Origin of the sequence: Paenarthrobacter sp. NEAU-H11, assembly GCF_050573415.1 — a bacterium.
GTDB lineage: Bacteria > Actinomycetota > Actinomycetes > Actinomycetales > Micrococcaceae > Arthrobacter.
The window spans coordinates 226,611-239,394 of the sequence record NZ_JBNZGA010000001.1 but is presented as its reverse complement, the minus strand read 5'-3'; the positions used below and the strand labels follow the sequence as shown (position 1 = coordinate 239,394).

Below are 12,784 nucleotides of genomic sequence, written 5' to 3'. Positions count from 1 at the left end.
CGCCCGGTCCTGTTATTCCGTCCCCGCCCAGGCAACCTGGACCGGGGAGGACCGCCCCCGGGATATCAGGATCCCCCTGCCCGCAGGGGGATCCGGCTCGATGTCGAACCGGACCCCGAACAGGTCGCCCTCCGAAGCGGACCGCGGAGACAGCAGGAGTCCCCGTCCGGCGGCACGGCAATCCATGACCAACGGAACGCGCTGAAGCAGCAAGGGACTGTAATTTGCGGTCAGGACCACAGGGTGGCCGAGGGCGTGCAACTCAGACAGGTCCTGCAAGGCGCCGGCAGGCAAGAGGTCAATGTCGTCTGCCAGCAGCACCGCCGCCCTCGGCAGTTCCCCCTCCCTGGCCTTGGCCAGCGAACACTTCCAGAATTCCTCCGGGTCCGTGCCGCCGTCCGGGCAGGTCCACCGGCCCGCGGCCGGGTTCAGAGCCTGCAGGGTACGCAGGACGTTCGTCTTTCCCGAACCGGCTCCACCGAGGACGGCGAAGACGCCTCCGGCCGGAATCCGAACGGTGACAGGTTGAAGTTCATCGCCACCAACGCCCAGGAGCAGGTCCCGCGAGTGGGCGTCGCCGGTGCTCCGGCGTGGTCCCTGCCCGTTCGCGAGCGGCGCTTCGGGAACCGTCGCTCCGACGTCATCCATCCTGGCAGCCAAATCCTCAACCTCCGAGACTGATACCAGGGAGGGAAGCGGCTCAATCCGGAAAGGCCGGGTCCCCGCCGCAACGACTTCGTCCGGGCTGGTGCCGTCCTGCGCTGCACTGGCCGAAGCGGGTTCGAAGAGCTGGCAGACGGCTGCTGGGCCGCCGACGATCGGCCCGAAGGCCGCGCCCCTGCCTTTGACCGGGGCCGTGGAAGGCATCTTTGGCCATGCCATTCGGCTGTCCTCATTGGAGCCTGCGGGGAAGTAGATGCGGTTGGGAAGTGATCCGCAGAACCGGGCCGTAACCAGTTCCCTCTCACCGGAGATGAGGACCGTGATTCCGGCGTTGGCGCCATCGCGGACCAGATCCTGGACAAGGTCTTCGGCCCAGGCCAGCGGTCCTGCCCGAAAAGCCGATACCCAGGACCCCCAGCCGGAGATCACAAGGACAAGCGGAACGCGGCTGTCAGCCCGGTTCAGGCGGCTGGCCAGTTCCTGGGCCAGCCGTTCAAGTATGCGGACGGCACGCCGCAGCTCGTGCAGCCCTGCGTGGGCCCCCGTCCGGGTGTGTGCGGCCAGGCCGAGGAATGATCCGCCGGCGTCCAGGAAATAACAGTGTGATTCCGCTGTATGACCGGCCACTTCACGGGCGGCCAGGTCAAGGGCCTCCGCCGCGCCGGACGCCGGACCTCCGACAAAGGCGAGGTGGCTGTCCTTTGCGGGGTTCCACAGCAGGGGCGTCACCTCTTGGCGCTCGGGCAAGTCCACCAGGCCCAGATCAATGGTCCACTGACTGGTGCCGTCCTTCGCCGTTGCCCCGGCGGTCAGGCCGCCACGGGATATTTTCCTCTGGGGTTGAGTGAGCTTCCGGGGCAGAGGAGGGGCAACCGGCGGCCGTGGTGCTGCCCCTGCCTGTGAGGCCCAAAGATTTCGAAGCAGCGAGACGAGGGGAGCTGCTGCTTCTGCCGGTGTCAGGTCTGCGGTGCCGGCGGTGGCCGCGGTGTCTTCGCCCACGGCCTCCAGATACTCCGTGGCGAGCTGTACCTCCGTCTCTTCGACTGCCATGGCACGGCACGCTCCGGTTGCTGCCGCCTGGAATTCCTCCGGCTCCTCCATGCCGCGGGCAATAAAGGCACGCCCCGGAGTTGCCAGCCTGATGCCGGCTGCCGCCGCGGTCCTGATGACGTCGTGGGACTCCATCTCCGACTGGACGCGAAGCGCAATGCTGGATGTGACGTTGGCGCGGATGTCGGCGGTCAGCGCTCCCTGGGGACGCTGGGTTGCCATGACGAGGTGCAGGCCGAGCGAGCGCCCGATGGAAGCGATCCGCATGAGTTCGCGGATTACCTCTGGAGCGTCGTCCACGAGCATCCGAAACTCGTCGATGACGATGACCAGATGGGGAAGGGGACAACTAAGGGATGCGCGTGTGGAACGGTAGGCGGTGAGGTCCGGAACCCGGGCAGCGGCGAGGGCTTCCTCCCGGACCCTGATTTCCGCCCGAAGTGATGCGAGGGTCCGTTCGAGTTCGTGGGTGGACAGGTCCGTCAGGACGCCGACGCAGTGGACCAGGCCCGCCAGCGGACCCAGGCCCGATCCGCCTTTGAAATCGACAAAGAGGAAATTGACCCTGTCCGGGGGGTGGGTGAGCGCCAGCGCCAGCGCCAGGCTTCGGAGCAGTTCCGATTTGCCCGAGCCTGTGGTTCCCGCCACCAGCAGGTGGGGACCATCATTCAGCAGGTCAAGAAGTTGAGGCCCCGTTGCTCCGAGTCCCAGCGGAACGCCTAGACCGCGGATGCCGGCGCTCGCAGCCCAGCGGGCAGCAGTGTCTGCGGGAGTGATCGGCAGCAGTTCGTCCAGTGCGCAGGCAGACGGGACCGGGCGCTCCTGGCCCTCCGGCGGCCTCGGAGAGGCCGCTACCTGCCGACAGAAGCTGCTGAACACGTCCTCGGGTGCCAGGTCCGGGACGAACGCAATGCGGCGCCCCGTTTCCCGCAGGAACGACTGCCGCTCGGCGAGTACCACTTCGGGGACACCCGGAACGGTGTCAGGCTCACAAAACTGGAGCACTTGCCAGCCCAACCCTGCTGCCTTTTCCCGTAGTCCGTCCTCGTCCATAAGTGACGCTTCGATGGACAGGAGGACACCGTGATCATAGGGGGAGCCGAAGCCGTCCGCGAGTGCCTTCATGCCGGCACGCCGGGTTCCTGCGAGGGTCACGCCGGGAAGAAGGCGGGCAGGGAGCGGAAGACTTTCCAGCGGGCCGCAGATGATGATGCGGGTCCTGCTGCCACACGGGTAGCCTGCCAACTGCATGACGAGCGACCTGATCATCGCCTCCGCCACGGTCCGAGGCCCGCGGAACGTGGTGTTGGGGGGATCCGGATCCAGCAGCACGGGGACTTCCCCGACTGACGGAACAATGCGGGGCGCGGTCCCCGACTCGACTTTCAGACAGGCTTCCTGGGCCGCTTGCCCGAGGCGAAGCCACACCCTGCCGTTCCCCTCGGCCCGCGAAGGCGCAACCTGCCCGTGGCGGGCAGCCAGCATCAGCAGCGGGAGGGAGGGCCCCGCCCGCTGCCGCCGCTTCCGGTCCTCCTCCACTGCCGACTGGATCCGTTGTGCGAACTCGCGCGCCTGGCGGCGGCCCGTCGCCAGCGGGATGAGTACGGAGACTGCCGAGACGGCCGCGAAAGCAAGGAACATCCACATTCCTGTGAGGACCGCGAGTCCTATGCCGATGGCCAGGGGGAGCACTGCGGTGAGCAGAAGGATTCCGCGATTGCCGGACTCGGTGAGGCCTGGAACGGTGAGGGGCTCCTTAACTGACGTGCCGGCGTCGGCCAGTGCCTTGTCAGGCAGGTCCAGGAAGACGAGCGACATTGCCGTGTTGCCGCAGCGGATGGTGGAGTCAGTGGTGACGCGCGCATGGCGGACCCGTCCGCCGTCCACATAGGTGCCGTTGGCGCTCTCCAGATCAACGATCATGATGTCCTTCTCGGTGACCACCAGGCGGGCATGTTCGCGGGAGAGTTCAGGATCGGGAACCACGATGCGCGTATTGCTTCTGCCTATCGTGTAGGTGCCGCGCCTCAGGGGGACCAGGATGCCTGCTCCGGCGCCGGTGTGCACAGCCAGCGCGATGGGTGCAGCGGGATCAGGAGCCGGACTCCTCGGCCTTCTTCGGCTGGGGGGCTGGCTCCCGCCGTCGACCAGGATGGCGCCATTCACAAGGGGTGCTTTGCCGAGGCTCATGGAACACAGGTCATCCCCGCCGATAGAGACCGCCCCCGTGCCGAACCTCTCCACCAGCCGGGCGTGGATTTTTGCGCCGGAAGTGCCCGGTGGTGCCGTAATGGAAAGTTCCATGGGCGGCCCGGCCGGAAGCGCGTGGGGGCTGCGGACCAGTGTGCAGTGAAGTGTCATGGGCGTGAATCCTTCGGTGCCTTTGAATCCACGCTAGGCAATCGGCATGGTGTGGAACACGGCCTGAATCTTCTATGTGGACAAGTGGCAGGGGCATTCGATTCGACGGGGCCCGCTATCCCTCGGGTAGGCTAGAGCAGCAGACAATGCGCACAATTGCGCTGCCCGCATTCAATCCAGGAGATTTTGTGACCGCTGACCTCGTCATCGTAGGGTCCGGCTTTTTTGGCCTGACAATCGCAGAACAGGCCGCCACTGAGCTGGGCTTGAAGGTCGTCGTCATCGACCGCCGCCACCACATCGGCGGCAACGCCTACAGCGAAAAAGAAGAGCAGACCGGCATCGAGGTGCACCGCTACGGCGCCCACCTCTTCCACACATCCAACGAGCGGGTGTGGGAGTACGTCAACCGGTTCACGACCTTCACGAACTATGTCCACAAGGTCTATGGCGTGCATAAGGGGGAGGTCTTCTCACTCCCCATCAACCTGGCGACCATAAACCAGTTCTTCCGTGCCAACCTGACACCCGGCCAGGCGCGGGAACTCATCCAGGAGCAGGCCGGCGAGCTCGCCGGGACCGATCCGCAGAACCTCAATGACAAGGGCATCCAGCTGATCGGCCGTCCCCTGTACGAGGCCTTCATCAAGCACTACACCGGCAAGCAGTGGCAGACGGATCCCAAGGACCTGCCGGCCGGCATCATTTCGCGGCTCCCGGTGCGGTACAACTACGACAACCGGTACTTCAACGACAAGTACGAGGGCCTGCCCACGAACGGCTACACGGCGTGGATCGAAAAGATGGCGGAGCACCCGAACATCGAGGTCCGGCTCAACACCGATTTCTTCGATGAGTCGCATGAGTACAGCAAGAACAAGGTGGTCGGGAACATCCCGGTGATCTACACGGGCCCCGTGGACCGCTACTTCGACTTCGCTGAAGGTGACCTGTCCTGGCGCACCATCGACTTCGAGGAAGAAGTGCTGGACATGGAGGACTTCCAGGGCACCTCCGTTGTGAATTACAACGACGACGACGTCCCCTACACCCGGGTCATCGAGCCCCGCCACTTCCACCCCGAGCGTGACTACCAGACGGAAAAGACCGTCATCATGCGAGAGTTCTCACGTTTCGCCGAGAAGGGTGATGAGCCGTACTACCCGGTCAACACGTCCGCTGACCGGGAACGGCTCCTGAAATACCGCGACCTGGCGGCGGCCGAGAAGGACGTCCTCTTCGGCGGGCGTCTCGGGACGTACAAGTACCTGGACATGCACATGGCCATCGGTTCGGCACTGAGCATGTTTGACAACAAGATCCGGCTGCACTTCGAAAGCGGCGTAAAGCTGGAAAGCGGAGGCGTCGACGCATGACTGACACGCCGGGCTGGGCAACGCTCCAGAGGGTCATATTCCCTCCGGAATCAGGAGTGGACACCATGTCCCTCTATGCGGACGCCGGCCCGGCAAGCGGCGTTCGGATGCAGGAGAGCAACGAGTTTGCCCGGAATCCCAAGCCTCTTGGAGAGAGGCTGCACCTTGTTGGGGCAAGCCCGAAGGAGGTGCATTTCGATGACCTGGTGTCCCGTTATTCCATTCGTGTGCGTTCAGGCGAACAGCTTTCGCTCGGAACTTACTTCAATGCCTTCCCGGCCAGTTACTGGCGGCGATGGACCCATGTCAGGCAAATCCGGCTTGTCGTTGAGACCTCCGGCCATGGTTCGGTCACCGTCTACAAATCGAATGCCCGCGGAACGATCCAGCGTGTTGAAGGCGCAAGGCTGGATGGCGACACGACGACGGCATTCGAGTTGTCCATCAAACCATTCGGTGATGGCGGTTGGTATTGGTTCGATCTGGCGTCGAGCCGCGGCGACCTCGTCCTAAAGCAGGCACGCTGGGAAGGGCCCCAGCCGCTGAGGTCCGGGGAACGGGCGACGATCCAGATCACTACTATGGACAAGCCCGACTTCTGCCTCGCCAACATTCGCTCGCTCGTTGAGCATCCGGATGCCCTTGAACTGGCGAAGGAAGTTATCATCGTCGACCAAGGGTCACGAAAAGTGGCGCACCAGCCCGGATTCGCAGAGGTTGCGGAGCTCTTTGGCCCAAAACTCAGGGTGATCGACCAGGCCAACCTTGGGGGTTCAGGAGGTTTCGCGCGGGGAATGTACGAAGCTGTCGAAAACGGCAGCGACTACGTTCTCCTCCTGGACGATGACGTCGTCATGGAGCCGGAGAGCATCATGCGGATGATGGCTTTTTCCGGCAGATGCAAGAATCCCACCATCGTTGGTGGCCATATGTTCGATCTCTACAGCAGGAGCACCTTGTATTCGATGGGCGAGACCATCGACGCCCGCCGCTTCTCGCCAGGCCAGCCGCATCAGGATATGCAGATGCGGCACGACTTTGGCGTTTCCAACCTTCGGCAGACGCCATGGCTTCACCGCCGCGTCGACGTAGATTACAACGGTTGGTGGATGTGCCTGATCCCGACGTCCGTCATCCGGACGATTGGCCTGCCCCTGCCCGTGTTCATTAAGTGGGATGACTCCGAGTATGGTCTTCGGGCCAGAGCTGCCGGAATCCGGACGGTATCCCTTCCAGGGGCGGCACTCTGGCACATCTCCTGGATAGACAAAGACGACCTTGTGGGCTGGCAGGCCTACTTCCACAACCGTAACCGGCTCATTACCGCACTTCTCCATAGTCCCTATCCCAAAGGGGGCAACGTCCTTCGGGAGTCTTTCCAGGAAGACGTCAAACATCTGGTATCCCTGCAGTACTTCACCGCGCACAATCGTTTGGCTGGAAGGGACGACCTCCTGACAGGTCCCGGGCACCTGCATCCCTCCCTGAGTACAAAGCTCGCGGAGATCAACGAACTCCGTGAGTCATACTCCGACGCAACGATGCGCGAGGACGTGGACGATTTTCCTGCGCCTGCACTGGGCGCCGGCCTCTCGGCCGCTGCCGATGTCCAAATGCCCGCCAAGAAGGACATGGTCCAGTGGGGTTTGACCATGGTGGCGCGGCAGCTGATGAAGCAGCCCCCGCCGGAATCGCTGGAACGCCCCCAGGCGTACCTTGCCCACCTTGATAATCGCTGGTTTCGGATAGCCCACTACGACTCCGTCGTAGTTTCAAACGCGGAGGGTACGGCCGCCTCCTGGTATAGGCGCGATCCGAAAAAGCTCAGGGCAATGCTGACACGGTCGGCCAGACAGCATGCACGACTGTACAAAGACTGGAATGCGCTGGCTGATAACTACAGGTCGGCGCTGCCGGCCCTTGTTTCGATGGAGGCCTGGCGCGCCACCTTCGATGCCGCCGCCCCGGCGCAGGGCCATAAAAATGACCCTGCCACCAGGAGCGCCGGCGCTTCTAAATGAATCTCCCGCCGCTCATCATCTGCTGAGCGGTGGCTGCAACGGGGCTATATGCTTCTGCCGTGCCTGTGCCGGCGGCGTAGTCAAGAGGCGGTAGAGGAAACTACCGCAGGTTGCCAACAGCAGGATGTAGATGACCGCGAGCACTTGCCAGGTACCTGGAGGCTGCCACAGCGGTTCAAACATCTCTGTCCAGTTGACGTGATCTTGAATCCCGATGGTGTAGCGGCGCAAGCCTTCCAGGAACACATAGGCGTGCGCCAATCCCCCAAGAACCAACCCCCAGCGGACCATGGACTTAGTCCAAGGCGTAATACGGAACGGGCGGAAGCGCGTTGCGATTCCAGCCGCCAAGATGAGGGTGACAACCATTGCCAGCGTGTATCTTCCCTGCCAAATCCAACCCAGCTGTTCGCTTGAGCTTGCTTGCAGGGCGGTTGGAACTGCGATAACGGTAACCGTCAGCAGCACCATGACCCAGCGCGCCCTGAGAGGGCGGGCCGTGTAGGCAAGGAACAACATGGCCCCAAACCCCAGGACCCAGGCGTAGAGAGCGGCCGGCGGCGGCAGAGTGTCGATCCACCCAAGGACACCTACGTACTCCACCATGAAGAAAACCGTTTTGTCGAGCATGGCAACAGCTGCACTCTCCGCAGGAATGGGGGCGCCCGCCAGCAGGCTTTCGAAGCTTTTCGCCGACACGACCCACCACAGTGCAAAAGCGCACGATACGCCGACGATGAGCAGCGCTACCTGGAATCTCCTTTGTGCCAGCGTGCGCAGAGAAGCATTGATGCCAAAACAGAGCACAGCGGCGGTCGCGGCAATTGCCAACCACAAGAGGGAAAGCGGACGGGTATGTGCGAGAACTGAGGCGGACAGGGTGAAGACAACTAAGAGCAGAGTGCTGAGCCTAACCTTGCTGGCCGTTTGCTCGGCGATGGCGCAAAGACTCGCGAATACGGCCCCCGTGGAGGCAATCTCCAGCGCATTCGGGTTGATCGAGCCGGTTAAGAAGAAGACAGCTGGTGTCAGTGCTATTGAAGCCGCGATGACTGGCCGGTGGAAACGACGCAAGGACGCGGTGGCTGCGAAGATTGCAGCCAGGAAGAATGCCACCATCCACGTACTGATCAGCCTCATGGCATATATCGCAGTTTCGCCGCTGAGGCCGCGGCTACCCAGGCCGACAATGCCGTAATACACAGGATTGTAGTTTCCGGCGGATGTCTTGCCGGTTCTCCATCCTCGATCGGAGGAGTCGATCGGAGTCGCGCAGTCAGCGGTTACGTTTGATTTTTGCGCGAAACATACATGTTGGTTAAGATCCGCGATGTAACCGGGCACTTGAACCATCAAGGGGGCACCTTGGACTCCGGAGCTGGTTCCCGACAGTTGTCCACGGGCTACTGCTGCCGCCTTGATGGTGTGAGCGGGTTCGTCAGGAATGGACATGAGGGGCGAAGCGAAACTCCATACGCTTCCGATGCATCCAAAGAGCAGCCAGGCAACTATGAGGACTCGGAAGGATGAGGGGGCGGGTCGGTGGGTCTTTAGGTGGTTGAACTTGGCTAACAGGGGAGGGAGCGTCGAATGTGGCATGATAGCTTTAAGCGTACTTGGAGGCTGGCTGTCAAGAGGCTGAACACTCCGTTCCACTGGAGAGGATCAACCCCACGATGCGAATTCCCGGTTCTGGCATGCCGTCATCCAATAAATCTTCCGCCGAGGCAGCTCCTCCTGTGCCACGCCTTGCTATGGTCCTTTACCGGCATCCCGTAGTCAGATTTCTGGCGGTTGGTGGTCTTTCATTTGCGCTTGATCTGGGACTGCTGGCGGTGCTTCACGAAGGGTTCGGCGTAGACCTTTGGATTGCCACGCCCATTGCGTTCGTCGTTAGCCTGGTTTTCAATTTTCTGCTCCAGCGAGTATTCACTTTCCAGGCAACGAACAAGGGAAGCGTCAGCGCAGCAAAGTACCTGCTCCTGGTTCTACTGAACATCGTCGTAAGTGATGTGATAGTTACCGGTTTTGATGCTCTTGGCTGGTCGTATGTTTTGGGCAAGACCACTGCAACGACTCTCACCACGGTTTGGAACTATTTCCTCTACCGGCACTGGATCTTCCGGCGTGAACCGCAGGACGTGGAAACGAACTAGTTCTCTGCCCGGTAGGGGGCTTCCGGGGGGGGCAACTCGGGCAACAGACAGCCCGGACGAACGACGCCAAACCCTGAAGGGCCTGCTTCCGGGCACCTTTCATTCCGCAGTGAGCAGGCCCTGCGGCTGGCCGAACACATGCAAGCCCGGCCCAACGGTCCAGCACGATCGACGGTGTGACCACATCCAGTGCCCCGTTCTGAAGGGGCAGGGAGGGCTATGGCGCCGCCCAGGCTGGGTGGAACGCTTCGGCCACGCCCGGGCTTTACACATGTGCATAGCCAAAACAGCCTCCGGCGCTCGTTGTGAGTGCCGGAGGCTTGAAGCGTACGCATCACGGCCTGCCGTGCGGCACCTTCGAATTACATGGACGGTTCCCGCGGCGCCCTGGAGACTTCGGGCTCGGGGGAAACGGGGTGGGAGGCCCCGGATGCGGAAATAAGGTCTGCCGCAGCGTTCCGCTCCGCGTGGGCGGTGGCTCCCGAAGTGGAGAGCCGGCCCGGCCTTCCAGCTCTCACCGAGCGAGCTATCAAAGGCTGCCCGGTGAAGAGGTAGCGGAACAGGATCAGGCCCGCGAGCGCGGTTATAAGAAGGTAAGCGATGGTCAAGGGGAGCCAACCGAACGGCGGCTGCCAGTCAGGCGAAGAGAAAAGCGTCTGCCAGTTGGCGATCTCACTAATGCCTACAACGTAGCGCCTCAAGACATATGCGAAGGTCAAGGTGTGGCAGAAAACAATGAGCCAGAACATGATCCGCGAAACGTGTAAGGCAACGGGGCCGTCCGGGAATCTGAGTTTCCTCAGCCCAAGACCTACGCTGACGAATAGGACCACAACAAGGGGAAGCGTGTAGCGTCCTTGCCAGATGAACCCCATCCCACGCCATAGCGCGGTCTGCAGCAGCGCAGGAACCAGGTAGAGCATTGCGAGGGCAACCCAGTATCCGGTCCAGTTGCGAAGCGGCCGGACACAGAAAGGGATCAGCAGGCCGGCGATCATCAATCCGCCCCAAACCAGCGTCACTAGTTCGGGTGCAGGGGTGTCGAGCCATCCCATGGTTCCGATGTACTGCGGGAAGAAATCGTACGTCCGGTCGAGCATAATCATGAAACCGCGGTACAGGGGGGCGTCGGGATGTGGATTGGCAATTCCCTCTGGCGCCACGCCGACGTTTGCTGGCCCGTTAGCTGCCAGGTACATCCAAACTAACCCCAACAATGCCCCTGGAACGGCCAAACCCACGGCAGCGAGCACCCGCCTGTCCTTAAAGACGGTGACAGTGCGCCGGAACCGGAAAGAGCAGACACCGACGATCAGGGCGCAGAGAAGCCATATCAACGATATTTGCCGGGCGTTTGCGAGTGCCACCGTGGACACGGCAACAGTGGCCAGCGCGGGGATCACACGTCTTGTGTCCCGCCAGTTGTCGAGGATCACCACGAACCCCGCGAATGCTGCCATGGTGGCCGCAATCTCCAAGGAGTTCGGGTTGATGCCCCCGCCAAGGAACAGGATCATCGGAGTCATTGTCAGGGCCGCAACCAAGACGGGGTACTTCGGACGCCTCAGTTCGGTCAGTGCGGTGAAGCCGGCTGCAAAGAAAGCGGCACAGAGTAGAGCGCTTACCAGCCGCATGGCATAGAGCGCCGGGGCGCCGGACATCAGTAGTGATGGCAACCCGACAACAAAGTAGTACATCGGGTTATAGGAGCCTGCAGAGGTCACAGCAATGTTTGTGAAGGTGTCGTCGGCATAAATGGGAGCTGTGCAATCGGCAGCCTGAGCCCGGTTGAACTTGTAGCAGCTTTGGGCGTGGAGGCTCGCAATATAGTTGGGTACACGTACGTGGACGCCGTGGCCGAACGAGGTACCTTCCTCCACCAGGATCTGGCCGCGAACTACAGCTGCGGCCTTAATGGTATGCGCGGGCTCGTCTGGAGAGCCCATGAGGGGGGTGGCGGCCGACCACAATCCGAACAGCAGAAAGAACAGTGCCGTGAGAAGACCGAAAGTAGGCAGTGGTCGGGGCAACCCACGTCGTCGAACATTTCGGAAGAGCAGGGTCATTGTCCGTCTCCAATGGTGCTGATGAGTGCCAGTCCTTCGCTTGCGGCTTTTTTGCTAGGTGACATGACAAACGCGAATGCGTTGGCGTTCTTCTGGGCATCGCTGCCAAAGACATTTTCGCTGAACGAGCGGCCCAGCCGGCTCAGGGCCGGTTCCGAGTACTCCCTGCAGACGTGCAGGTAAATGACAGTGCCCAGGGCATATCCGGAGCGCCCATCCAACGATTGGACGACTGAGGTTGATGAGGCTTCTACATCGCCCGTACTGACAGCGTCTACCACCGAGGAGGCTTGCAGCCTCCGGGGCTTCCCGTCGAACATCAGTTGGGCTGCAGTAAACCTGTTGCCGATAATGCTTCCATCGAGAATGGAGAGGCCACCATTCGTATCGTCAAGTTTGTCCGCAAGAGCCAGCGGCGGCGACGACGACTGCCCGACTACGTCGGCTGGCCAGCGGTCTTCATGCTCGGGATCCCAGTCGGTGCCTGTCCGCTCACTGATGTAGTTGTTGACGGGCCGCACTGTATCCGACGGCCCTTCCGGAACAAGAACAGTGATTGCCAGGTCCGGCAACGCAATTCCAGGGTTCAGCTCAGCCAGCCTCGAATCGTTCCATCGCGTGATTTCCCCGCGCAGTATGGCTGCGAGGGTTCGAGGGTCCAGCACAAGGTCATTTACGCCTTTGATCTTGACCGCAACACCTACCGGCAGGACTCCGGCTGCCAGCGATAATGCGCCCTTATCAGTGCACATACCGCGCACCGCTGCAGCCTCCCGCTCAGGCAGCGGAGCAGAAGTGATTGCAAAGTGCGCTTGTCCGTCCTGGAACGCCTTGAGCCCCGCCGCGGAACCATCGGGCGAGAAGCTGACCGAAGTGCCCTTGACCGCGCTGCCCCATGCCAAACCCCAAGCGCTGACGGCTCCCTGCCCGGCGTTGCTGCCGATGCCGGTAAGAGCGCCCTGGATGGTTCCGGGGGGAGTGGTGGAGCACGAGGTTAGGGTGAAGAGCCCCGACAGTAAAGCGGCGGCCAGGAGACGGGATGTTCGGCGGGAAACAGGAATCACCTGTCCAGCCTAATGCCGACGCGGAGC

General features: G+C 62.0%; 7 protein-coding genes. 3 read left to right on the top strand and 4 right to left on the bottom strand.

The features are described 5' to 3' along the window. Positions 1–12 precede the first annotated feature (12 nt). Entirely contained in the window at positions 13–4,074 is a 4,062-nt protein-coding gene (locus ACQ3DC_RS01105; protein WP_430751346.1) for an FtsK/SpoIIIE domain-containing protein, read from the bottom strand. A gap of 188 nt (positions 4,075–4,262) precedes the next feature. On the opposite strand from ACQ3DC_RS01105, the gene glf reads away from it, so the two are divergent. Together glf and ACQ3DC_RS01095 are read left to right on the top strand one after the other, a co-directional pair. Continuing rightward, positions 4,263–5,450 carry a UDP-galactopyranose mutase gene (gene glf / locus ACQ3DC_RS01100; RefSeq protein WP_430751345.1) on the top strand — a complete coding sequence of 396 codons (1,188 nt, stop codon included), beginning with the start codon at positions 4,263–4,265 and terminating at the stop codon, positions 5,448–5,450. Between the two features lie 65 nt (positions 5,451–5,515). Continuing rightward, the gene (locus ACQ3DC_RS01095) at positions 5,516–7,471 is read left to right on the top strand and encodes a glycosyltransferase (RefSeq protein ID WP_430751344.1); all 1,956 of its coding nucleotides are present in this window, start codon (positions 5,516–5,518) and stop codon (positions 7,469–7,471) included. Positions 7,472–7,486: 15 nt separating this feature from the next. Here the strand turns inward: ACQ3DC_RS01095 and ACQ3DC_RS01090 are convergent, their stop codons facing one another. After that, a complete protein-coding gene (locus ACQ3DC_RS01090) occupies positions 7,487–9,070 on the bottom strand; it encodes a DUF2142 domain-containing protein (RefSeq protein ID WP_430751343.1) in 1,584 nt (527 codons plus the stop codon). A gap of 77 nt (positions 9,071–9,147) precedes the next feature. On the opposite strand from ACQ3DC_RS01090, the gene ACQ3DC_RS01085 reads away from it, so the two are divergent. After that, the gene (locus ACQ3DC_RS01085) at positions 9,148–9,627 is read left to right on the top strand and encodes a GtrA family protein (protein WP_231754890.1); all 480 of its coding nucleotides are present in this window, start codon (positions 9,148–9,150) and stop codon (positions 9,625–9,627) included. 362 nt (positions 9,628–9,989) lie between these two features. On the opposite strand, the gene ACQ3DC_RS01080 is transcribed toward ACQ3DC_RS01085, so the two are convergent. Both ACQ3DC_RS01080 and ACQ3DC_RS01075 read right to left on the bottom strand, forming a co-directional pair. Continuing rightward, positions 9,990–11,693, bottom strand: coding sequence for a DUF2142 domain-containing protein (locus ACQ3DC_RS01080; protein ID WP_157241771.1), 1,704 nt, complete (start codon positions 11,691–11,693; stop codon positions 9,990–9,992). After that, positions 11,690–12,757, bottom strand: coding sequence for a substrate-binding domain-containing protein (locus tag ACQ3DC_RS01075; protein ID WP_323056575.1), 1,068 nt, complete (start codon positions 12,755–12,757; stop codon positions 11,690–11,692). Before ACQ3DC_RS01075 ends, ACQ3DC_RS01080 begins: the two co-directional genes overlap by 4 nt. Positions 12,758–12,784 lie beyond the last annotated feature (27 nt).

What these genes read in the sequence shown, in the direction of transcription:
- ACQ3DC_RS01090 (WP_430751343.1), bottom strand. Translation starts at nt 9,070, where the DNA reads ATGCCACATTCGACGCTCCCTCCCCTGTTAGCCAAGTTCAACCACCTA.
- ACQ3DC_RS01085 (WP_231754890.1), top strand. Translation starts at nt 9,148, where the DNA reads ATGCGAATTCCCGGTTCTGGCATGCCGTCATCCAATAAATCTTCCGCC.
- ACQ3DC_RS01105 (WP_430751346.1), bottom strand. Translation starts at nt 4,074, where the DNA reads ATGACACTTCACTGCACACTGGTCCGCAGCCCCCACGCGCTTCCGGCC.
- ACQ3DC_RS01095 (WP_430751344.1), top strand. Translation starts at nt 5,516, where the DNA reads ATGTCCCTCTATGCGGACGCCGGCCCGGCAAGCGGCGTTCGGATGCAG.
- ACQ3DC_RS01080 (WP_157241771.1), bottom strand. Translation starts at nt 11,693, where the DNA reads ATGACCCTGCTCTTCCGAAATGTTCGACGACGTGGGTTGCCCCGACCA.